We start from the raw sequence: 21,583 nt of genomic DNA, 5'->3' as shown, positions 1-21,583 counted from the left end.
CCGGGAGATGCAGGTTGACGCGCGGTGTCCAGCCCGCGCCCGATTGAACACGCTGCCCAGGCGTGTGAATGGATCTTGCGGACCTTGACGGGCGCACCGCGCGAGTCGGAGCTTTCGTGCCGAGCTTATCGAGGACATCACGCAAGCGGGCAAGGACGATCGGGATCCGGCGCTCTGCCGCGATCGGTCACGGTCCTTCGTCATCATCGGATCGAAGCCGTCTTGCAACCGCTATTGCCACACTCCCGGCCAAATCCGGCCGGTCACGAGCGTCTGCATTGCGCCGGGTGCTCCATCGTTATGGAAACGGCGCGGCGAACACCGACGGCCCGGGCGCGTGCGGCGACCTATTGCTTTCCGTGTGAGTTCGCTGTTTCTTTTCCCATTGACCATTCCGTCGGAGGGGCATATGGAACATTTACTTCCCGAAGGGCTGCAGCGTTTCGTCATTAGCCATTACGTCAAGGACGACTTCAAGACTGGCGGCCTGCGCGACTATTCGACTTGTCGGGACTTGGGTGTTGCCGCGGCAACGAGTGGCCTTGTTTATGCGCGCGTAATCCGCATGGTCGCGCGGTTTCGTCCGGAATTTAGCGTACTGCATCACCACAACCTGCAGTTTCAGTTGGTTTTGGAGTTGACCCGCTTTCGTGGACATCTATCCTTTTGTTCAGGAGGTGCCCATTATGGCGAAGCGCCGTACCCCGTACCCGGCGGAATTCCGGGCCCAGATAGTCGAACTGGTCAAGGCCGGTCGCACGCCGGAGGAACTGGCCAAGGAGTTTGAGCCGACGGCGCAAACCATCTACAACTGGGTCGCGCAGGCAGCTCGTGACGCCGGTACACGGCTCGATGGGCTCACCACTGCCGAGCGCGAAGAACTTACGCGACTGCGCCGCAAGGTGCGCCAGCTTGAGCTTGAGCGAGAGATCCTCTCAAAAGCCGCGGCCTGGTTCGCACGGGAGACCGGAACGGTGCCCGAGAAGGGTTCGAGTTCATGAAAGCGAATCGGGCCGCATGGCCCATTGCCATGATGGCACGGCTGCTCGGGGTCTCCGCCAGCGGCTTTTACGCGTGGCTTGAGCGCGCGCCATCGAAGCGAGCGTGCGGCGACGCCGATCTGCTCGCGCGCATCCGGGCGATCCACGCAGGCTCGCGTGGTGCCTACGGCATGCCTCGCATTCATTTCGAACTTGCCGAGCAAGGCGTGCATGTTGGACGCAAACGCGTTGCCCGCCTGATGCGTCTGGCGGGCCTGTGTGGCGTAAGCCGGCGACGCTGGATCTCTACTACACGGCGGCAGCCCAACGCACGGCCCGCGCCGGACCTGGTGCAACGACACTTCAGCGCCGACGAGCCCAATCGACTGTGGGTGGCGGATGCGACCTACGTGCCGACCGCCGAAGGGTTCCTGTATCTCGCGGTGGTGCTCGACGTGTTCAGCCGCCGGATCGTAGGTTGGGCGATGTCGGATCACCTGTACACGGAGCTGATGCTCAGGGCGCTCGATATGGCTCTCGCGCAACGACGTCCCGCTGGCGTGATTCACCATAGCGATCAAGGCTGCCAATACACGTCCATTGCCTTCGGCCGCCGCTGCCGTGAAGCTGGCGTGCGTCTGTCGATGGGGACGGTGGCGGATTGCTTCGACAACGCCATGTGCGAGGCCTTCTTCGCGACACTCGAATGTGAACTGCTCGCCCGCACACACTTCCAAACCCGCGAACAGGCACGGCAAGCGCTGTTCTCGTGGATCGAAGGTTGGTACAACGTCAGCCGTCGCCATAGCGGCATCGGTTACCGCTCGCCGATGCGCTACGAGCAACTTCACGAGGAACAAAACCGAATCGGCATCACTAGCGAGTTGTCCACCGCCGGCCGGCGTCGTGGTCGTAATAGGCGACCCGCCGACCGGCCGTGGACAACTCGCGGCACTGCCCAAACCGGAGGGAATCAATCCATTCAAAATTCAACTGCTTAACCATCCACGGAAGCGGGTCACCCCCATTTACTGCCTGAAGGGCTGGTTTCAGACCGACTTCGAAGGCATTGGATCGCGACGGCTGTTGGCCGGGTCATGCTGGGCTCAGCCGCCGGGAATCCGCCATACGACAAGAAGTCATACTGCTGATGTTCAGGGGAGCCTCGCCGAACGTCCGCAATGGCCGACAAGCAATACCATACCATTGGAAGTTAAATGGCCGGTTCCTGAGTGGAACCGACGCCTGAATGTATGAGCTTCGGCCTAGCGAATGACGCTTCATGGCCGGGTTGAGGCAGTGCCACCGGCAATTTGATCGCCGGAAACCGGCCATTGAGCGGGGGCGGACGAGACCTTGGATATTCAAATTGGACGGCGACCTCGATCGGCGGCTCGTGGCCGGGTTGAGGCAGTGCCACCGGCAATTTGATCGCCGGAAACCGGCCATTGAGCGGGGGCGGACGAGACCTTGGATATTTAAATTGGACGGCGACCTCGATCGGCGGCTCGTGGCCGCTTGCCGAAGTTGCAGGCAGGGGCGCGTGGCGCCTGAGGCGACCCGCCTCGAACTCCCGCACCCGAACCACAAGGGACAGTCGGCTTTCTCTAGAGCAGTCATTCGGTTCTGGCTTGGGTCTCGAGCCATCGTGTCTTCACGCGCGTTGGTCGCCCCTTAATTAGGTCGTGGAATGCGTCCATCGCACGCCCGGAATACGCGAGCGCCGGCCGCCACTTCCGGTGAAATCGGGAGTTCGGCAGTGTTTCCTTTGACGATCAACGCTTTTTGAAGTCGCCCAGTGCCGGATCAACACGGCATCCTCTCCACCTGAGTTGAGACAGATTTTATATACCCTGTCGTCCTGCCAACGACTTAATCGCATCAATCCCCGCCGTCATTCGCGCCCGTGCTGCGGAGTTCGCAGAATGGACGACAATTCTCGGCGGCTTGAACCCCCGAAGCGCAACAGCCTCCTCCATCCAGACAATCACATCGTAGCCGGTCCCGCGCTCGTCATTACCTAGATCGTGGTCAAGACTGATCTCTTCTACACCCCCCGCTTCGAGAAGACGGATGGCCTCGTCGGGCCAGTACACCCTAATCCAGCCTGGCGGTGTCTCTCTGAGATCGTCGAGATAAACTTTCAATGGTTCTCCGGACCAACAGCTTCGTGCGAAACGTCTGGAATCGCAGATCAACAACAGAGACCTGCTGTCGGCAAGCTCGATGAGCCGAATTTTAGTCCAATAGTTATCCTATTCTAACGGTTTTAGATTCAAGTGAACTAAACCGCTGACGCGGAAAAAGGTTGGGTAGCATCACTCCGAGTGGCTCGCAAAAAGACCCGAGGATCGAGCCTAGCGATGACTTACTTCTTTGGGCGGGACGTTTAGCGATGCGTCGCAGCAGAAACATAGTTCTTCGTATCCTTCATTCGCGTTGATCTCGCTGGGTGCGACCCGTTCAAAGCGACCTGCTTGTGCTGCTCGATGACGAACGCTTCCATCAAGTCAAGGCCAGATAGTGAGTTGCCTATGACAAAGCGTCAGGTTGCTTCGTCAGCATCCCATTTACGAGCCTGGCGATGGATCGTCTGCGGACGCCTCAGCATTCATTCGCCGAGCTGGGGAAGCGTTCGTGCAGCGCTGCTCCTGCCGTCCGCCGACTCTGGGACGAAGGTTGGCACAACAGCTGCCGACGGAGCTGGAGCTGAGGCACTGACAAGAAATCCAGTCGAGATAAGGAAGATCAAGGCCGACACTATAATTTCCATAGCATTTTCCTCGCGGCTGTTAGGGGTACCTCTCAGCGCGTAGGTCGACATCCGTGCGGCGCTACTAAACCATCTGGGCGCTTCCCCCAACTTCGCAGCGACCACACCCTGCGCACTACCACTAACTTATCTCTGCGCCTTCCGTTTTGATTGATGCATGTCAAATGGGCCGATCGACCAAGGGGCGCATATCAGCGCGCTTCTCCTTTTTCAAGGCGACCTCTTGGCAGCGGACATACAGCCTTTCACGTCGCCGTCATGTCGATCAATCAGGCTGGCACGAGTGCTGGGCGAGGCGCTCCGGCAGGTAAGTCCGCCTTTGCGGGCGGCGAAGCCGATGCGGTAGCGGGGTAAATGTTCGACCAGCTTTGCCATGCGCGGTCGTCGCTCTCTGGCGCCATGTGCACCGATGCTGTTGGCCTCCACGAAGCATGTGTGCGCTAGCTCGTCCATCAAGGCTCTTTCACGCGGCTCCACGACGCATCAGGATCGAACTCAGTCAGCGGCTTCGCCGACGCACCGCGATTCTTCTGATACACGACGCCATTGTTGTTGACCACAAACGTCATCACCCCGCTTGCGCCATATTGCGCGGGGTACGCGGCCATCGCGAAGCCCGCCAGCATGCGGCCATTGATGATGTACGGGAAAGGACCGCCCGGCGCGTGCTTTCCCTGTCGCGTGAGAATGCGGAAGTAATATCCGTGATACGCGTCGCCCGGGTTTCGATCCTTGAGATAGTTCGCGCTTGCGGCGATCAGGGGCCCGAACGGACTCGGCTCTTCACCCTTTGATTCGTCCGCAGGCCAATACAACCCGTCGCGCTTGCCCGGCGTGCTGCCGAGCTTGCGCGCGTACTGCAGCACGCCGTCGCCCATGCGGTCGCGCATTGCATACTCGCGTTGCGCATCGACATACGCGCGCATCACCTTGATAGCCTCGCGCTCGTTCGCGCCAATGCGCCGGTCCAGTACTTCCTGCTCACCCTCTTCAGTTGCGAAGCGCCACGCGCCTTGCGTGCGAACTAGCGGAATCGGCATGGGCCACGCTTCATCGCCGATATGGAGGACGCGGCGGCCCGGCGACGTTTCCTCCAGCAGGTGATACGCATTGAACTCGGCGAGTGCATTGGCGCGCAGCTCGCGATTCTCGGCTTCGTCCGGCGTCACGACGAGTTCCTTGTGTGCATTGCCGAAGATGGCGATGAGCGCGGTGTCGTCGTTCGACTTGAGCGCCTGTTCCAGTGCACTGACTGCGTCGTCCGGGGTCTGGAAGGTCAGTTGCTCCTCTGCGGCAAGAGCCGCCAGAGGACCGATGAGCGTCGCGATGATCGAGCATGCGACGAATCGACGAGACGAGCTGTTCATGAAGCGTCTCCTATCGACGGCCGACGCGGCCGCCTCCGCCAAATCCTCCGCGCGCACCGCCCGAAAAGCCGCCACCCTGAAAATTGCGCCCACCTTGTCCGCCCGGCCTCGACTGCCGGCTCGCGGCGCCGCGCGCGCTGTCCGCTCTGGCGCCTTGAGCAGACCCATAGCCGCTGAACGCTTCGCCACCCCGTCCCTGAAGGTTGCCGGCGCTCTGTGCGCGTGACGACTGCGCAGGCGTCGGGGCGCGCACTCCAGCGCGTTCGCCGCCGGCCGCGCCGAAATTCCCGCCGCTGGCGCGAGATGGCGCATCACCAACGCGTTTCGTCGATGCTCGTGTGCTCGCGCCCGACACCTGGCCGGGCTTCTTTTCCGAGCGCCACTGGGTCGAGCGCTGAGACGAAGTGGTTCCGTTCGCCGAGCGGTTCGCAGCGCGGCTGCTCAACTCGTTCTTGACATCGGCCCGGTTGACGTTGCCTTCGCGGTTGATGTTGATCGTGTTGTTGCCGCCCTCATAGTGCGACACGTAATGCCCGCCGTTCCACGCCGCCGTGATCGCCGCACCCCAAATGAGGCCCGTCGCGAAAGCCGCGCCGGGTGCGTAGGGATAGTAGTAGACCGGATACGGCGCTGGCCAGTAGGCATAAACCGGCGTCGGGCTGCTGATGACGACCGTCGAAGGGTTGTACTGGGGCACGTAGATGACCTCGGGATTAGACGGAACAATCTTGATAACTTCCTTCTCGACCACCACCGTCTGCTTGTCATCCGTCTTGAGATTCCCCACCGACTGAGTCTGACGCCGGAACCGCTGCACGGCCTCCAATACCGCGCTTTGATCCGTTACGACCGCTTCGCCAAGCGCCACGGTCCAGTCGAGGTCGCTGCTCATTTTCCTCACGACTTCAGGATAGTTCAGCAGCGCCTTGATCGGATCCTGCCATGCTTCGTTGACCGGCAAGTCCTTCTGGGCTTTTCTGCGCTCAAGAAACCGGTCTGCCTGCACCACTTCGACAGGATAAGTAGATGCAGGAAGAATGATTGCGATGAGGTCATCAGGATAGAGTGCGATCGGACCGACGAGCGCGTTGAGCGAACCCAAGTTAGTCGTGACGGGCAGTGCACGTCCCGCGTCCCACGCCTGAGCCATGGTTTGCGACCCACTCGCGGCAGGTGTTGGAGCGATCGTTTGCGAAACGCCTTCCGGAGGCGTTTCCGGGACCGCGCATCCGCCTACACAGAGGGCGGATGCGATGACGAGCACGCCAAAGCACTCACGCATGTCCAGCACCACCGACGTTGAATATACCGCGCGTGTTCGAAAGCCCGGGCACTCGCTGGACCTTTAGCGCCGTTACAGGGCCGTCTCGGTTCCGAAAGAACATCCGATTGCAGATCCCTACGACGCAGCAGTTATTGCGCGCTCGCACCACCATGAGCTGCTGCGATCGCAGCGTCGCGCTCTTTGGCGGCTTCCGCCTTCTTGTGGTCGTAGACTTTCTTGGCCGCCGCGACTTTCTGGTTATATTTCTTGTTGGCTGCGGAGATTTCCATTCGCATCTTGACGATTTCGTCGCTATGCGCGGGCTGAGCCGCGTTTTGATCAGTCTGAGCCCACGCGTTCGTTGCGAGCGCGAGCGACATCAGCACCACAGCTCCTTTGAGACGATTCATGGCTACTTCCTCTCTTTGAGCGCGAACATTTCCAGGAACGGCAACGCGATAAAAAAATGCATTCTGCTCACAGTATGCGACTTCATTCGTGAATTCAAGAAACCTGATCAGATCGATGTCGGCCCCGGCAATGGGGGGACTACCGATCACTCGGGCCCATTTAGGGGCTGGCTTTTTTGGACGTCATCGAAAAGCGTAAGCGATCCCGACGCCGTAAGTCAGTTGATTGCGGGTCCCGCGCTGCGTCACGATGGGGCTGGCTGCTGAAGCACCCATAAGGCGCTGGTAAAAAACCATCGCGCCCGCGTACCACTTCGGGCTGATCTGAAAGATCCCGGCCACCCAGCCTGTAATCTGGTTGAGGCCACCTCCGGGATTGAAGACCGGTAATCCGCTCCTCTGGGAGTCCTCGGAGGTTACGCCGTAGTAGGTCTCGTTGAATCCGCCGCTCACCCATGTCGCTCCGAGTCCGCCGCCGAGGAGCACACGCGTATGCAGGGGAAACCATGCGCTCGTGTTCACTGACGTGCGCGCACCCGTGTAGACCGAGCCGGCGTTCGTGACAACGGTAAGCTCGCCTCGAAGGCGGTACGGCACATCGCCGACGTAGCTGTACTCATAGCCGACGTAGCCTCCCCCTTCCACCGTGGTGGAGACGTTGTGGACCTGTGACACGACAGGATCGTCGACATCCCGTCGCCCCAGTCGAAGCGCCACCGCCGGACCCCACTGGAATCCACTCAGGCTCCCGAAGTTGTATTGCGCATAGGTTCCGTACCACTCGAACAGGTGGCCACCGTTCGTCACGTATCGCATGCCCGGAAGCACGCCAACAATGCGGTCCTTTCCACCGGCATACTCGGTGGTCGAACCGATTCCTGCGCCAAAAAAATTGGGCAATGCGTTCGAGAGGTCCACCGGGCTTGCACAGGCGCTGCCGAGAACAACCGAGAAGCATGCTCCGGTGAGCACATTGCATAGTTTCACGGGTGCCCTCTGCGGTCAAAGTCTTGCTGTCTGCCTGACAGCGCTTCGATCTTCGATCCAATCGAATGTGTCGTCGCCTGATTACGCTAAGCGTAGCCGTTGCAAAAGCCGATTCACAACGCGCAAGGATGCAGCTATCGTGGTGCATGCAGAACATCCACGATGTCTCGACTCGCCCTCCGGAACTCACATCATGCTCGCTCGTAACCTAAGGCTTACCGCGTTGGTCACTTCCATGCTCGTCTGTTCCTGGCCGGATTTGTCTTTGGCAACGGAGCAGGCACAGCAACGTCGCGCCGGTCGTGACGTCCGTCAGGATTCGCGCCAAGACGCCCGACACACCAAGCAAGACTGCCGCGCCGCCAATCAGCAATCGAACGCGCACTGCCGACACGACAAGCGGCAGACGAAGCAGCACGGGCGTCAAACCGCAAGAGACATCAAATACTGATTACGCGAGACGCGGTCAAGCCGAACGTGCGAGCCATCCGCGTTTTGCTTTTTGAATTTCACGCGAGCGCGTGGTATCGACTCTATAGAAGACACCACTCACAGCAACACATACCACAAGCAGCGGCCACTGACGACAGGCTGATCGCACGCATGGCGCAACGCTTAACCGTGTCATCAGGCACGATGACCTTGTCAGCGCTGGTTGGTTTTGCATGGCTCCGCATCTGGGAGCGCTAGTTTGCGGCGGAGCGCCATCATCCGCTGCGCACTCGATCGAAAACCAGCAGCATCAGGCACGCGTAAAGGGTAACCGCAAGAAAAAGCCCCATGCGCACCGCAAACGCGGTATAGACGTCCTTGCCCGCGATACTGTCCTGCACGGACTGACCCAGCAGGATGATCATCGTGATGAAGCCATTCAGCCAGACACCGGGCGGGTAGCGCGTCATCCTGATGCCATGGAGCCTGCGCCCGACCAGCAAACCGAACAGCAACATCCACAGGAAGAACATCCACAGGTGCACGGCGAGCTTCAGCGCAAACCAGAACAGGATCGCGAGCAAGCCGCCGAGCAGTGTCGAGCCGATGAGTTCCCGCGCCGCGCCGCGCGCGCTCGTAGTGCAACTCTGTCTGCCGAGGCTGACTGACTTCATGATGATCGGCATATAGCTCGCCGGGTCGGTCATCGCAAGGAGGTACGCTGGCATGACCACCAGCGCGGCGCGAAGTGCAATGCGCGCGGCCTGATTGGCGGAGACGGCTCTCGCGGCAGACGGTGGCCGCGCGTTCGCGGTCTCGGGGAACAGGCCGTGCATGAGCGCCGATACCAGCAAGGCGAGCAGCAGCCCTTTCACCAGCGCGCCGACCACGGTCGCGCCCAACTGGAAGTCGGCCGTGCCGGCTGCGGAGATCATCGTGAGCCCCGCCACCAGAAAGGTCGCGACGAGGTTGTTACCGCCGCGCACGCCATAGAGGAACGCGACGAAAAGCAACAGGCCGACGAGCATCACGCCGGCGAGCGCGTAATGCCGAAGCAACGGAACGAGCAGCAGGCCGCTGCCGGTGGTCAGCATCACGACGAGCGCCAACATCGCGGCTGCCCTGAACGACAGCGGCCGGTTCTGCGTCGCGAGCAGAAAGACCGCAAACACCGGCGCGATCACAGGCACCGGGAACTCCAGCGCGAAGCTGATCGCGAGGCACAACGCCGTCCCGCTCGCCATGCGCAGCGTACGTCGGCCGGGAAGCTGGAACCTGTTTTCCATGGGCGTGCTCAGTAGACGTAGGCCAGCCAGCTCATCACACGCAGGAACATGCGACCGAGTGGATTGAGCGGATTGCCTTGACTCGGAAACGCCATCACCTCGGCCTGCCCGCCGACACGCAGGTTGTAGAGACGCGCGCGCTCGTCCTTGTCGAACTCGACGATCACCGGAAAGCGCTGGGCCGGCCGCAGCCAGTCGCGGCTCGTCTGTACCGTCGGCAGACTGCCGGGCGGCGTGCTCTGTCCCACGCTCACGCCGAACCCGATGCTGCGAATCCGCCCTTTGAAGACTTCGCCCGGCAGCGCATCCAGCACGATGGCCACAGGCGTGCCGGGCCTCAGGCGGCCGAGATTGTTTTCGGTCATGTGGGCGCTGATCCACACGTCGCGGATCGCGATCAGCGTCATCACCGCCTTGCCTGCCGATGCGAACTGCCCGACTTCCGTGCCGAGATCGGTGATGACGCCGCCGGTTCGCGCCCTGATGCGCGTGTTGGCGAGATCGAGTTCGGCCTTCTGGAGCGCACCGGCCGCGCTGCGCAACTGCGCGTTCTCCGCCTCGATGCCGCCCTGCTGTTCGCGCGCACGCTCGACTTCCGCACGCGCCGCGACAACCTGACTCTGCGCTTGCTCGTAGGTCGCTCGCGCCACTTCGAGACGCCGCAGCGAGATCGTGCCTTCGTCCTCGCGATACAGCCTTTCGAGCCGCTCGCTGTCCTGCCGTGCCTTGACCTCGTTCGCGATGGCCGCGCGCAGCGACGCACGCGCCGAATCGATGCCGGCCGTGCTTGCGCCGATCTGCCGGCGCATGGTTTCGAGATCGGCGCGAGCGCGATCGGCGGTGATGCGGTATTGCTCGCCGTCGATTTCGAAAAGCACGTCGCCTGCGTTGACCTCCTGATTGTCACGCACCAGCACGCGCGTCACCCGGCCCGATACTTCCGCGGCGACCGGCACCACATAGGCCTGCACGCGCGCCTGCTGCGTATAGGGCGTGATGCGGTCGGCCAGCAGATACCAGATCAGGCTCACGACGATCAGCGTGATTACACACTTCAGCGCCCTGCCCGATGGATCGCCAGCCGGAGCAGGCGGCGGCGTGCGCGCCGATGCGGCTTCCGACGATCCGGACGTTTCGCTCATCGAGCCGCTCCTTCGGATGGCACGCTCACCTCGTTCAGCAGATCGCCCCAGTCGGTGCGTTGCTGCATCTGCTGGCGGGTCGCGGCATCGACGAGCGGCTGGCGCGTGGTCCAGCCGCCGCCCAGCGCCTTGTAGAGCGCGATCAGACTGCCGACCGCGTTGCGCCGGTTGACGACATACGCGTCCTGCTGGGCGAACAGCGCGCGCTGCGCATCGAGCACGCGCTGGAAGTCCGAGTACCCTTCCCGATAGATCGTGCTGGCGAGCGTCAGCGAGCGCCGCGCGGCCCCTTGCGCCTCGTTCAGGATGGCGTCGCGGCGCGACGCGGCGATCAGCGACGTGGCGGCGTCATCGGCCTCGCGCGCCGCTTCGCGCACGGTGTTCTGATAAGCGACCGTCAACTGCTGCAGCCGCACGTCCTGAACGCGCACATTGTTCGTGATTCTGCCGTGATCGAAGACGTTCCAGACCACGCTGGGGCCGATCGCCACGGCAAGCGTGCTCGGCGAGCCCTTCAGCGAACTCGCGCTGAAGCCGAGCGTGCCGAGCAGGGAGACCGACGGATAGAAATCCGCTTCCGCCACGCCGATGAGGGCCGATTGCGCGGCCATCTGATATTCGGCGGCGCGCACGTCGGGGCGACGCAGCAGCAGATCGGCGGGTACGTCCTGCAGGACGGCGCGATCCACCAGCGGAATCACGCCTCCCTTACCGGACGACACGCCGATTTCCGGCAACGGGCCGGGCGGCCGGCCCATCAGCAGGGACAACGCGTGTTTCGCGAGCACGATCTGGCTCTCGAGTTCAGGGATGCTGCTCAACGTGCCCAGATACTGCGTATTCGCCTGCTGGAAATCCAGTTCATCCGTCTCGCCGGCCTTGAAGAGTTTTTGCGCGATGTCGTAGCTGCGCTTCTGCAACTGAGCGTTCTCGCGGGCGATGCGCAGGCGCGCCTCGCCGGTGCGCAGCGTGAAATAGGTTTCGGCGACCTGAGCGTGCAGAAGAACCAGCGCGGCGTCGCGGTTCGCCTGCGCGGCGAAGAACGCGGCGTCGGCCGACTCGATCGCGCGTGCGAACCGCCCCCAGAAGTCGAGCTCCCATCCGACGACGAAGCCCGCGCCGTACTGCAGATATACGCCCGAGCGCGGATCGAAACCATCCGAACGCTTTTGCGCGGACGCAAGCGCCTCGGCGCTGGCCTGCTGCACTTGCGGATAGCGTCCCGCGAGCGCGATGCCCAGTTGTGCGCGCGCCTCGATCACGCGCAAACCGGCGATCTGCAGGTCGCCGTTGCCGGCATCGGCTTGTTCCATCAGGCGTTCGAGATTCTCGTCGCCGAAGATTCGCCACCATTGCCGGACATCGGGCTGCGGCGCCTGCTGCGTGACCTGTTCTAGCGACGTGCTGCTCCAGTGTTCGCTCCAGGGCTCGTGTTGCGGATGAAAGTCCGGCCCCACGCGCATGCAGCCGCTCAGCAACGACGCAAGGCCCACGATGACGCAGTCCGTCAGCCGCGGCCGTCTGATCCGGGAGGCGTGCATCGAAGGCGACCCCTCAGAGCCGCTCCTGTTGTTGCGGGGGTTCCAGGGACGGTTGTTGTTTCACCCAGCGCCAGAACAGCTTGTAGGCGACCGCAAGCATCACGGGACCGATGAACAGGCCGATCACGCCGCCCGTCACCATGCCGCCGAGCGCGCCGATCAGCACCACGGGCATCGGCACCGCGACGCCGCGACCCAGCAGCATCGGCTTGAGCACGTTATCGGCGAGACCGGCGATGAAGGTATAGACCGAGAAGACGATCGTCGCCGTGCTCACGCCATTCGTCACGATCACGAAGATGATGACGGGAATCGTGATCAACGTCGCCGGCAACTGCATGATGCCGATCAGCAGCACGGCGAGCGCGAGCAGCCCCGCGCCGGGAATACCCATGATGACGAAGCCGATGCCGATCAACAGCATCTGGATGAACGCGATCCCGACCACGCCTTGCGCCACCGCGCGAATCGTGGCCGTGCAAAGATCCGCGATCTGCTGGCCGTTTTCGGGTCCGGAGATGCGCGAGGCGATCTGCACGGCGCTGCTATAGCCCTTCTCGCCATGCGCCATGAAGATGCCCGCGACGATCAGCGCGAGAAAGAACACGATCAGCCCGGCGCCAAGTCCCGTGATCGTGCCGAGCACGGCAAGGCCGGCTTCCTTGATCTGCGGCGCAAACTTCTGCGCGAGACCCGTGACATCCGTCGACGCCTGCGCCCAGAAGTCGTACACCCGCTGCCCGACCAGAGGCCATGCGGCCACCGATTCCGCTGGCGGCGGAATCTGGAAGGTGCCGCTCCTGACGATGCCCATCGCGCGCTCGATGGACGTGGCAACCGCCACGCCGAGCAGGTACGTCGGCACGAGGATGACGACGAACGCGACGAAGATGATCAACGTGGCGATCAGACCGTCCTTGCCGCCAAACGCGCCGCGGAGCCGGACCTGAAGCGGGTACAGCGTGACCGCGAGGATCAGCGCCCAGACCATCAGGTCGAGGAACGGCACGAATACCCGAAAACAGAAGACCGCCAGAACGGCAACGAGACCCGCGCGAATCAGGACATCGAGTAGTTCCCTTGAGAGCGTGCGCTCAGAAATCGGCGATAGCATTTGCGTGCCTCCTCGCGCTCACCCGTTCAAATACGGGACGGGCAGCATGACTTCCAGAACAGATCGGCGCATGAAGCCGGCGATCACGTATGACTGCGGCGCTCGCGGAAACACGCTTACCCTGCCCGAGCCCGCGTGGTCGCTTCGGACAGCCGGCGGTGCACGAGCAGCAACAGGGGCGTGGAGACCATCGAGAGCGCGACGACCAGCGTGACGAGCGATGCCTGACGCTGATCGATGACACCCGCCGCCAATGACGCGGCCATCACGACGAACGCGAACTCGCCGCCCTGCGACAGCAGAATGGCGAAGAAGCTCCGGTGCGATCCCGGCACTTCGAAGCGGCGCGCAAGGAACCACTGCGCGACCGCCTTCACGCTGACCACCGCGACGACGAGCACCGCTACCCGCACCGGCTCGCGCGTGAGCACGCTGAAATCCATCGACATGCCTACCGCGATGAAGAACAAACCGAGCAGCAAGCCCTTGAACGGCGCCATATCGACTTCGATTTCGTGGCGAAAGTCGGAATCGGCGAGCAGCACGCCCGCGACGAACGCGCCCAGCGACATCGACAGATGCACGCTCTGCATGAGAAGCGCGATGCCGACGATCCACAGCAATGCGAATGCGGTGAAGATCTCCGGGACGCCCGTGCTCGTGATGAGCCGCAGCACGGCGTTCAGCAGATAGCGCCCGACGAGCGCGATGGCGCCCAGCATGGCGAGCGCCTTCAGCGCGACGAGCCAGCCCGGTTCGGCGGCGGGCATGGGCACCGTCGGTCCGAGCAGCGGCAGGAGCGCGATCAGCGGAATGGCCGCCATGTCCTGGAACAGCAGAATGCCGAACCCCGCGCGGCCCGTCGGCATGTCCATGAGCTTGCGCTCCTGTAGCTCGGACATGACCATCGCCGTCGACGATAGCGACAGCGCGAGGCCGCCCGTCAGCGCAATGCGCCAGGGCAGCCCCAGCATCATGAAAACGCCCAGCAGCGCGGCGGCGCAAACGGTCATCTGCATGGTTCCGTAGCCGAAGATGGTGCGGCGCATTGCCCACAACGCGTCGATCTTCATTTCGAGTCCGATCACGAACATCATCAGCACGATGCCCAGCTCGGAGAAGTGAAGGATCGCATCGACATCGGTCACGAGCCGCAGTACCCACGGGCCGATCAGGACGCCCGCAAGCAGGTAGCCGAGCACCGCGCCGAAGCCGAAGCGAACGGCCAGCGGCACGGTGATCAGCGCCGACGCAAGAAAGATGACCACGTCGATCAGCAGCTTTGTCATGCGTTGTTCTCCTGAACCGGCTAGCGACCATCGAAGACACGAACACTTGCGTCAACTCATGCGGACGGTCCCGCATCGGCGTCACGCTTTCAGCAGCTCGGCTTCCGGACGGCTCCTGCCCGCTGCGCGCGCTTCCCGCACATGTTGATACGAAAATCGTTTGAGTTCGGCACCCTCCGTGTTGTGGTGAAACTGAAGGATGCCCAGCGTGCGCTGTCTGAGACGCTTGCATCTACATGGCGTCTTAATTCTGGAGCGCGTCCGGCTGCAGGACACGTTGTACCGGCGGTGTGCGCGCTTGACGAAAGCGGTTGCTCAACGCGGTGAGCCTCTCGTAGAAACTTCTATAACGGCGCACATGCACGGTGCTGCCGCTCAGGTCGTCGAGCGCGGACAACGCTAGGAAACCTGAGACCTGTCACGACCGGTTCTCGAACAGAATCGGGTGCGTGCGCCCGGACGAAGTCGATCTGCCTTTCTCATTCCGATTCAGAAGCGGTTCGTGGATCGGGCTTCAGCCTTCTTACAGCATAGCGAGATATGTAAAGGGTTCAAGGTTTGTCGCGATGTCGTGGAGCCCGCAGGCACGTGCTTCACTCGATCGGAATCTTGTCCTGCTTCGCTGGCGCAGACGGTGGACACTTCACGTCGGCCCCTCTGGCGGCATCGACGTTCTTCAGCGAAACGAGCAGCCTGCTCCCCGTATTCGCCGTGATGATGTGCCCGTAGCTGACGGTCGGGATGAACTTGATATCGGGGGCGACGGCGACGGGCGGGCTTTGCGCACCGTCGACGGTCAGGTCGAGTTCCACGGTGATCGATTCGATCGCGACGCCGTAATCTTGTTTGTGCTCGGCCTGAGCCTTCTTGAAGTTGCACACGCCGTCTAGGACATTCTGGAGCGCCGTCGGTATATCCACCGACTTGCCCGGCGGGATCGGTGGCGTGTTGCAGGCGGCGAGGAGAATCGGTAGAGCCAGAACAGGCAGCGAGACGTATGCGCGCATCGGAATCTCTCGGCCTTTTGGAGAGGTCACAGTATCGGGCAAACGAGGCTTTCCGTCCATGCGCTTTCGCACTCGACTTTCGATACGCGCGGCTTCGGGCAAACGACCGCTTGAACTGGTCGAGTTTTCATCTACAACTAATCTGGCACGTGTCCCGTCGGACAAGGCAGAGACAGGGAATATCAGGCGCTCTGCCGGTACCAGCACGAACCACGTGACAAGACGCCGTGAACGGGAGTCTTCATACCGAGAAGACGATGCGCAATTCTGCGGTGAAACTCATCGCGATCGTAGGCGCTGCGCTGCTCGCGCTGCCGGCAGCATCGGCGCCCGCGTTCGCGGCGGGATCGGCTACGCTCGCGCAGGTCAAGGCGCGCGGCGTCCTGCGATGCGGCGTCAGCGACGGCATCGCCGGCTTCTCTCAGCAGGATGCGTCCGGACACTGGTCCGGTATCGACGTGGATTTCTGCCGCGCGGTGGCCGCCGCAACGCTCGGCGATGCGAACAAGGTCGCCTTCGTCCCGCTCAGGACGTCGGCGCGCTTTCCGGCGCTCAGCACGGGCCGCATCGATCTGCTCGCGCGCAACACGACCTGGACGCTGCTGCGTGAAGGCACGCTCGGGGTTCAATTCGCGGGCGTGCTGTTTTACGACGCGCAGGCTTTCATGGTGTCGACGGCGAGCGGCATTCGCACGGTCGCGTCGCTCAAGGGCGCGACCGTCTGCGTTCAACGCGAGACCACCAGCCAGGACAATCTCGTCGGCTACTCGAATGCGAACGCGCTCGATCTGAAGCCGGTAGTACTCGGCTCGGCGGCGGAGCTGGAGCAGGCCTTCACCTCCGGGCGATGCCGCGCCATGACGGCCGATCTATCCCTGCTCGCCACGCTGCGCAGCCGCGCGCCCGGCGGTGCGTCGGCGCTGGCGATCCTGTCGGAGCGGATCTCGAAGCAGCCGCACGCGCCCGCCGTGCGCGGCGGCGATGACGCGTGGCTCGTCATCGTGCGCTGGGTGCTCTTTACGCTGATCACCGCAGAAGAACTCGACGTGACCCGCCAGAATCAGGCCGAACGCGTGACGAATCCGCTCGTTGCGCGCGCGCTCGTGCCGGACGCGAGCGTGTCCGCTACGCTGGGCATCGCCCCTGGCTGGACGCTGCGCGCGCTGAACAGCGCCGGCAACTACGGAGAAATGTTCGACCGCAATCTCGGCGCCGGCAGTCCGATCAAACTCGAGCGCGGCCTGAACCAGCTCTACCGGCGCGGCGGCCTGATGTACGCGCCGCCGATGCAATGACGCTTGCGCGGGCCCATCATGAGCGACTGGCAAATCTACCTCGTCGTCGGTGTGTTCTCGGTGGTCATCCTCGTGATCGCCTTCGATCTGATCGACATGGCCGTCGCCGCGCTCGTGGGCGCGAGCGTGCTGATCGCACTCGGCATCATCGACGAGCAGGATCTCGTCGCGACCGCGCGCACCGCGGCGGGGCCGATCAGCCTGCTGTTCGGCGGCATGATCGTCGCGCGAATACTGGCGACCACGGGCCTATTCGATGTCGTCGGCGACTACTATCTCAGGGCCACGGCGGGCAGCGGCAAGCGCTTCCTGCTCCTGCTGATCGTGATCGTCGCGCCGCTGTGCGCGTTGCTGCCCAATGCGACGACGGTAATCCTGCTCGCGCCGATCATCATTCGCGTCGCCCGCGCGCTCGACATCGACATCGTGCCGCCGATGATCCTGACCGCTCTGCTCAGCAATGCCGCCGGCCTGCTGACGCTCGTCGGCGACCCGGCGACCTTTCTCGTCGGCAGTTCGGTCGGCATGAGCTTCGGCGAGTATCTGCGGCGCGCCAGCCTCGGCGGGCTGCTGGCCATCGGCGTGGTGATTCCGCTCCTACCCGTTCTGATGCGCGACATCTGGCGAAGCGTCAGGCCGCTGCCGCCGCGCGTCGCGCGGGCCAGACTGAAGCGGCCGGTCTACGCCGCGCTGGCGGTCATGGTGCTCGCGCTCATGATGGTGCTGTTCGTGTTCGGCGAGGAGTTGCCCACGCGCATCGTGCCGCCCGTCGTCGCGGTGATCTCCAGCGCGCTCGCGCTGCTCGTCGCGTACGCGTTCAAGGTCGAGCCGACCGATCGCGTGCTGCGCGATGTCGACTGGAAGACCTTGCTCTTCCTGACCTGCATCTTCTGTCTCGTGCAGGGCATGGCGAAAACGGGCCTGCTGCAGGTCATGTCGCTCAAGCTGTACGAGGTGTTCGGCACACGCCTCACGCTCGTCGCGCTCGCGATGATCTGCGGGATCGGCCTGCTGTCCTCGCTGCTCGCGAATGTGCCGGTCGCGGCCGCGTCCATCGTCATGGTCAAGGGCTATCTCGTCACCGCGGAGTTCGTGCCGGAATCGGCCTTGTCGGACCAGTTCACGCAGTGGCCCGCGCAGGTCATTCCCGTCTTCATCGCCATGATGTACGGCGCGACGCTCGGGGGTAACGCGACGCTCGTCGGTTCAGCGGCGAATGTCGTGGCTGCGGGAATCTGCACGCAGGAAGGCGCGCCGATCAGCTTTGGCCGTTTCCTGCGCTATGGCCTTCCGGTGACACTGTGTCAGCTCGCGATCACGGCGGCGTACGTCGTCGTGCTTGCGCGCTTCATTCATTGAACGCTCCACGATACCGATCCATGCAAACCGATCACACGATCCGGTCACGACAGGTCCTCACCGGCGCCGTGCGCCGCTGGATGCGCCATCTGCCGATCGTCGCGATGTTCGGGAGCTATCGCGCCGGGTGGCTGAAGAACGACATCATCGCGGGCCTCGTGCTGACGACGATGCTCGTGCCAGTCGGTATCGCGTACGCGGAGGCGTCGGGTGTGCCCGGCGTATGCGGCCTGTACGCGACGATCGTCCGCTGCTCGCCTATGCGATCTTCGGCCCGAGCCGGATTCTCGTGCTCGGTCCCGACTCGGCGCTCGCAGCGCCCGTCCTCGCAATCGTCGTGATCAGCGCGGCGGGCGATCCCTCGCGCGCCATCGCCGTCGCGGGCATGATGGCGATCGTTTCGGGCGTCGTGTGCATCGTGTTCGGCATGCTCAAGCTCGGCTTCGTCACGGAGTTGCTGTCCAAGCCGATCCGTTATGGCTACATGAACGGCATCGCGCTGACCGTGCTGATCAGCCAGTTGCCCAAGCTCTTCGCGATTTCCATCGAGGACCGGGGGCCGCTGCGCGATCTGCTATAACTTGCCCGAGCCATCGCCGCCGGGCAATCCAACTGGACCAGCTTTGCCGTGGGCGCAGGCAGTCTCGCGCTCATTCTGCTGCTCAAGCGCTTCGACAAGGTGCCGGGCATTCTGATCGCGGTCGTGCTCGCGACCCTGTGCGTCATGGTGTTTCATCTCGAGCGCGACGGTGTGAAGGTGCTCGGGACGATTCCCCAGGGATTGCCCGCGTTGTCACTGCCGTGGGCGAGCGGCGCGGATATCGTCCGGATCGTGCTCGGCGGCTGCGCCGTGGCGCTGATCGCGTTCGCGGACACGAGCGTGCTGTCGCGCACCTTCGCGGCACGCGCGAACGTGCGCGTCGATCCGAATCAGGAAATGATCGGGCTGGGCATCGCGAATCTCGCGACCGGTCTTTTCCAGGGCTTTCCGATCAGCAGCAGTTCGTCGCGCACGCCGGTCGCCGAAGCGGCGGGCGCGCGCACGCAGGTGACGGGTATCGTCGGCGCGCTGGCCGTCGCGGCCGTGCTGCTCGCCGCGCCGAATCTTCTGCGGCATCTGCCCAACAGCGCGCTCGCGGCGGTCGTGATCGCAGCGGCGATCGGTCTCTTCGAGTTCAGCGATCTGAAGCGCATCTATCGCATTCAGCAGTGGGAGTTCTGGCTGTCCGTCTGCTGCTTCGTCGGCGTCGCCCTGTTCGGTGCGATACCCGGCATCTGCATCGCCGTGGTCCTCGCGATCATCGAGTTCCTGTGGGACGGCTGGCGTCCGCATTTCGCGGTGCTCGGGCGGGTGGAAGGGTTGCGCGGCTATCACGACCTGAAGCGCTACCCGAACGCGCGGCAGATTCCGGGACTGCTGCTGTTTCGCTGGGATGCGCCGCTCTTCTTCGCCAACGCCGAGTTGTTTCAGCGACGTGTGAGCGAAGCGATCGATCAGGCGCCGACGCCGGTGAAGCGTGTCCTCGTCACCGCCGAGCCCGTGACGAGCGTCGACGTGACGTCCGCCGACATGCTGTGCGAGCTGCATCGGGCGTTGGGAGAGCGCGGTATCGACCTGCATTTCGCCGAGATGATGAAAGACCCCGTCCGCGACAAGCTCAGACGCTTCGAGTTGACGTCGATCTTTCCCGATGAGCGCTTTCATCCCACCATCGGCAGCGCGGTCGACGCTTATCTCGACGCCGCGCGCCCGGATGACGGGACCGCTATCTGAGCGGTGTCGTATCCCTATCCCTGTGCCGATATCGCGCTCAGAAACGCTCGGGAACGTAGCGCAGCGGCCGGTCGCTCTCGCGATATCCCTCCGCCTTCTGACGCTCGGGCAGCTTCACCTTTTCCCGCGGCACCGCCTTGTACGGAATGTTCGCCAGCAAGTGGCTGATCAGGTTCAGACGCACAAGGTGTTTGTCGTCCGAACGCACGACGTACCACGGCGCGAGATCGGTGTCGGTGGCATCGAACATATCGTCGCGGGCGCGCGAATAGTCGTACCAACGGCTGTACGAGCGCAGATCCATCGGCGAGAGCTCCCAGATCTTGCGCTCGTCGTAGATGCGCTCTTCCAGTCGCCGCGTCTGTTCCTCCTGACCGACTTCGAGCCAGTATTTGAGCAGGATGATGCCCGAGTCTATGATCGCTCGCTCCACGAGCGGCACGCCCTTCAGGAAGGTGGTCGCCTGCTCGTCGGTGCAGAATCCCATCACGCGCTCGACGCCCGCGCGGTTGTACCAGCTTCGGTCAAAGAGCGTGATTTCGCCCGCCGCGGGCAGATGCGGCAGATACCGCTGCACATACATCTGCGTCTTCTCGCGTTCTGTGGGTGCGGGCAGCGCGATCACGCGGAAGATGCGCGGGCTCACGCGCTCGGTGATCGCCTTGATCGTGCCGCCCTTGCCCGCGCCGTCGCGCCCTTCGAACACGATACAGACCTTCGCGCCCGTATAAACGGCCCATTCCTACAGCTCCACAAGCTCGAGATGCAAGCGTGCAAGCTCCTTGTCGTACTGCTTGCGGCTCAGGCGCTCATGCACGCCCGCGCCTTCACGCACACCCCGCGATTCGCTGACAGCCTTTTCTTCTTTCAATGCCGGCTCCCCATGTGGTTCGATGCGCAGTCAGGTCTCACTGCGCTCGGGCATGACCGGCATCACGAGCGTGCGATTTTTCCAGAACATATTGTGGATGCGCGGCTGAAACGTGCGCAACACGTGCGGCTCGACCGAATCGAAACTCATGAACGCGGCCGGATGCTCACCGGTGCCGGCCACGCGCTGAATCGAATCGTACGGAGGAAATCCGTAATTGCAGAGAAACTGCCGGATTTCGTCGTCGGTTGTGGATTCTTCTACATTGCCTAGCTAGAGATCACCCATTGCGAAGTTCTCCGTTGAGATCGATGGTACTTCTATAGCCTAGTACACGAACCGCCGATCAGGTCGATCGATCGCGCTTTCCCGACCTGCGCTGCGCAAGCGGATTCAACGCGACCACAAAGATCACGATGCCGATGCCCAGCGCCCACATGCCGTAGCGGAATTCGGGCTTCACGTCGTCGAGCAGACCGTGCATCGTGAAATACAGGCCGCCGAGCCAGATGAACACACCGATCGAGGCAACCACCATGCGCGGCTCGTTCAGTCTCATCGATGCCTCCTGGATAGGTTGCGCGGAATAGCTCCAGTTTAGGACGTCTGTAGCGCGCCCGTATGTATCGGGCTTGGCGTGCGGCCATCGGTAAGCTACATTTTCTGCTTGTGACCGTGGGATCGGTCAACGG

17 protein-coding genes and 3 pseudogenes are annotated in these 21,583 nt (G+C 62.9%); 5 read left to right on the top strand and 15 right to left on the bottom strand.

Going from position 1 to position 21,583, the window contains the following annotated elements; all coding sequences use genetic code 11:
* Window positions 1-686 precede the first annotated feature (686 nt).
* A pseudogene (locus tag NK8_RS33865) lies at window positions 687-1,831 on the top strand (IS3 family transposase); the annotation flags it as partial.
* 993 nt (window positions 1,832-2,824) lie between these two features.
* On the opposite strand, the gene NK8_RS33860 reads toward NK8_RS33865, so the two are convergent.
* The 6 genes from NK8_RS33860 to NK8_RS33835 form a co-directional block, all read right to left on the bottom strand.
* Window positions 2,825-3,127 carry a cyclic-phosphate processing receiver domain-containing protein gene (locus NK8_RS33860; protein WP_213233814.1) on the bottom strand — a complete coding sequence of 101 codons (303 nt, stop codon included), beginning with the start codon at window positions 3,125-3,127 and terminating at the stop codon, window positions 2,825-2,827.
* An 836-nt stretch (window positions 3,128-3,963) separates the two neighbouring features.
* Window positions 3,964-4,128 (bottom strand): hypothetical protein, encoded by a 165-nt coding sequence (locus tag NK8_RS33855; protein ID WP_213233812.1) that lies wholly within the window; start codon window positions 4,126-4,128, stop codon window positions 3,964-3,966.
* A 77-nt stretch (window positions 4,129-4,205) separates the two neighbouring features.
* Window positions 4,206-5,120 carry a DUF2950 domain-containing protein gene (locus NK8_RS33850; protein ID WP_213233811.1) on the bottom strand — a complete coding sequence of 305 codons (915 nt, stop codon included), beginning with the start codon at window positions 5,118-5,120 and terminating at the stop codon, window positions 4,206-4,208.
* Between the two features lie 10 nt (window positions 5,121-5,130).
* The gene (locus NK8_RS33845) at window positions 5,131-6,270 is read right to left on the bottom strand and encodes a DUF3300 domain-containing protein (protein ID WP_225936602.1); all 1,140 of its coding nucleotides are present in this window, start codon (window positions 6,268-6,270) and stop codon (window positions 5,131-5,133) included.
* Window positions 6,271-6,533: 263 nt separating this feature from the next.
* The gene (locus NK8_RS33840; protein ID WP_213234000.1) at window positions 6,534-6,794 is read right to left on the bottom strand and encodes a hypothetical protein; all 261 of its coding nucleotides are present in this window, start codon (window positions 6,792-6,794) and stop codon (window positions 6,534-6,536) included.
* 183 nt (window positions 6,795-6,977) lie between these two features.
* Window positions 6,978-7,781, bottom strand: coding sequence for a MipA/OmpV family protein (locus tag NK8_RS33835; RefSeq protein WP_213233809.1), 804 nt, complete (start codon window positions 7,779-7,781; stop codon window positions 6,978-6,980).
* A gap of 235 nt (window positions 7,782-8,016) precedes the next feature.
* Between NK8_RS33835 and NK8_RS43075 the strand changes: the two genes are divergently transcribed.
* Complete coding sequence (locus tag NK8_RS43075; RefSeq protein WP_225936627.1) at window positions 8,017-8,232, top strand: hypothetical protein; 216 nt, start codon at window positions 8,017-8,019, stop codon at window positions 8,230-8,232.
* 256 nt (window positions 8,233-8,488) lie between these two features.
* Here NK8_RS43075 and NK8_RS33830 read toward each other — a convergent pair whose 3' ends face one another.
* From NK8_RS33830 to NK8_RS33805, 6 genes are all read right to left on the bottom strand, one after another.
* Window positions 8,489-9,499, bottom strand: a complete 1,011-nt coding sequence (locus tag NK8_RS33830) for a DUF2955 domain-containing protein (RefSeq protein ID WP_213233808.1) — start codon at window positions 9,497-9,499, stop codon at window positions 8,489-8,491.
* 8 nt (window positions 9,500-9,507) lie between these two features.
* Window positions 9,508-10,641 carry an HlyD family secretion protein gene (locus NK8_RS33825; RefSeq protein ID WP_213233807.1) on the bottom strand — a complete coding sequence of 378 codons (1,134 nt, stop codon included), beginning with the start codon at window positions 10,639-10,641 and terminating at the stop codon, window positions 9,508-9,510.
* A complete protein-coding gene (locus NK8_RS33820; RefSeq protein ID WP_301549924.1) occupies window positions 10,638-12,104 on the bottom strand; it encodes an efflux transporter outer membrane subunit in 1,467 nt (488 codons plus the stop codon). Before NK8_RS33820 ends, NK8_RS33825 begins: the two co-directional genes overlap by 4 nt.
* Window positions 12,105-12,195: 91 nt before the next feature.
* The gene (locus NK8_RS33815) at window positions 12,196-13,296 is read right to left on the bottom strand and encodes an AI-2E family transporter (protein WP_213233804.1); all 1,101 of its coding nucleotides are present in this window, start codon (window positions 13,294-13,296) and stop codon (window positions 12,196-12,198) included.
* 116 nt (window positions 13,297-13,412) lie between these two features.
* Window positions 13,413-14,585 carry a monovalent cation:proton antiporter-2 (CPA2) family protein gene (locus NK8_RS33810; RefSeq protein ID WP_213233803.1) on the bottom strand — a complete coding sequence of 391 codons (1,173 nt, stop codon included), beginning with the start codon at window positions 14,583-14,585 and terminating at the stop codon, window positions 13,413-13,415.
* 593 nt (window positions 14,586-15,178) lie between these two features.
* Window positions 15,179-15,592: a hypothetical protein gene (locus NK8_RS33805; RefSeq protein WP_213233801.1), complete on the bottom strand. Its 414-nt coding sequence runs from the start codon at window positions 15,590-15,592 to the stop codon at window positions 15,179-15,181.
* A 257-nt stretch (window positions 15,593-15,849) separates the two neighbouring features.
* On the opposite strand from NK8_RS33805, the gene NK8_RS33800 reads away from it, so the two are divergent.
* The 3 genes and pseudogenes from NK8_RS33800 to NK8_RS33790 all read left to right on the top strand — a co-directional run bounded on the left by NK8_RS33800 (window position 15,850) and on the right by NK8_RS33790 (window position 20,020).
* Window positions 15,850-16,887, top strand: coding sequence for an amino acid ABC transporter substrate-binding protein (locus NK8_RS33800; protein ID WP_213233799.1), 1,038 nt, complete (start codon window positions 15,850-15,852; stop codon window positions 16,885-16,887).
* Between the two features lie 18 nt (window positions 16,888-16,905).
* Entirely contained in the window at window positions 16,906-18,246 is a 1,341-nt protein-coding gene (locus NK8_RS33795; RefSeq protein WP_213233798.1) for an SLC13 family permease, read from the top strand.
* A gap of 20 nt (window positions 18,247-18,266) precedes the next feature.
* A pseudogene (locus NK8_RS33790) lies at window positions 18,267-20,020 on the top strand (SulP family inorganic anion transporter).
* A gap of 37 nt (window positions 20,021-20,057) precedes the next feature.
* Here the strand turns inward: NK8_RS33790 and ppk2 are convergent.
* The 3 genes and pseudogenes from ppk2 to NK8_RS33775 form a co-directional block, all read right to left on the bottom strand.
* Window positions 20,058-20,855, bottom strand: a pseudogene (gene ppk2, locus NK8_RS33785) (polyphosphate kinase 2).
* Window positions 20,856-20,921: 66 nt separating this feature from the next.
* Window positions 20,922-21,074, bottom strand: coding sequence for a hypothetical protein (locus NK8_RS33780; RefSeq protein ID WP_367657834.1), 153 nt, complete (start codon window positions 21,072-21,074; stop codon window positions 20,922-20,924).
* 163 nt (window positions 21,075-21,237) lie between these two features.
* A complete protein-coding gene (locus tag NK8_RS33775) occupies window positions 21,238-21,450 on the bottom strand; it encodes a DUF2964 family protein (RefSeq protein ID WP_225936601.1) in 213 nt (70 codons plus the stop codon).
* Window positions 21,451-21,583 lie beyond the last annotated feature (133 nt).

This window comes from Caballeronia sp. NK8, from assembly GCF_018408855.1.
In the GTDB taxonomy this organism is placed as follows: domain Bacteria; phylum Pseudomonadota; class Gammaproteobacteria; order Burkholderiales; family Burkholderiaceae; genus Caballeronia.
This window is presented reverse-complemented; position numbering and strand designations above follow the sequence as displayed.

Coding starts and splice junctions, on each gene's coding strand:
- NK8_RS33810 (WP_213233803.1), bottom strand. CDS start 14,585: ATGACAAAGCTGCTGATCGACGTGGTCATCTTTCTTGCGTCGGCGCTG.
- NK8_RS33795 (WP_213233798.1), top strand. CDS start 16,906: ATGAGCGACTGGCAAATCTACCTCGTCGTCGGTGTGTTCTCGGTGGTC.
- NK8_RS33845 (WP_225936602.1), bottom strand. CDS start 6,270: ATGGCTCAGGCGTGGGACGCGGGACGTGCACTGCCCGTCACGACTAAC.
- NK8_RS33815 (WP_213233804.1), bottom strand. CDS start 13,296: ATGCTATCGCCGATTTCTGAGCGCACGCTCTCAAGGGAACTACTCGAT.
- NK8_RS33820 (WP_301549924.1), bottom strand. CDS start 12,104: ATGCGCGTGGGGCCGGACTTTCATCCGCAACACGAGCCCTGGAGCGAA.
- NK8_RS33800 (WP_213233799.1), top strand. CDS start 15,850: ATGCGCAATTCTGCGGTGAAACTCATCGCGATCGTAGGCGCTGCGCTG.
- NK8_RS33775 (WP_225936601.1), bottom strand. CDS start 21,450: ATGAGACTGAACGAGCCGCGCATGGTGGTTGCCTCGATCGGTGTGTTC.
- NK8_RS33825 (WP_213233807.1), bottom strand. CDS start 10,641: ATGAGCGAAACGTCCGGATCGTCGGAAGCCGCATCGGCGCGCACGCCG.
- NK8_RS33855 (WP_213233812.1), bottom strand. CDS start 4,128: ATGGCAAAGCTGGTCGAACATTTACCCCGCTACCGCATCGGCTTCGCC.
- NK8_RS33850 (WP_213233811.1), bottom strand. CDS start 5,120: ATGAACAGCTCGTCTCGTCGATTCGTCGCATGCTCGATCATCGCGACG.
- NK8_RS33840 (WP_213234000.1), bottom strand. CDS start 6,794: ATGAATCGTCTCAAAGGAGCTGTGGTGCTGATGTCGCTCGCGCTCGCA.
- NK8_RS33805 (WP_213233801.1), bottom strand. CDS start 15,592: ATGCGCGCATACGTCTCGCTGCCTGTTCTGGCTCTACCGATTCTCCTC.
- NK8_RS33830 (WP_213233808.1), bottom strand. CDS start 9,499: ATGGAAAACAGGTTCCAGCTTCCCGGCCGACGTACGCTGCGCATGGCG.
- NK8_RS43075 (WP_225936627.1), top strand. CDS start 8,017: ATGCTCGTCTGTTCCTGGCCGGATTTGTCTTTGGCAACGGAGCAGGCA.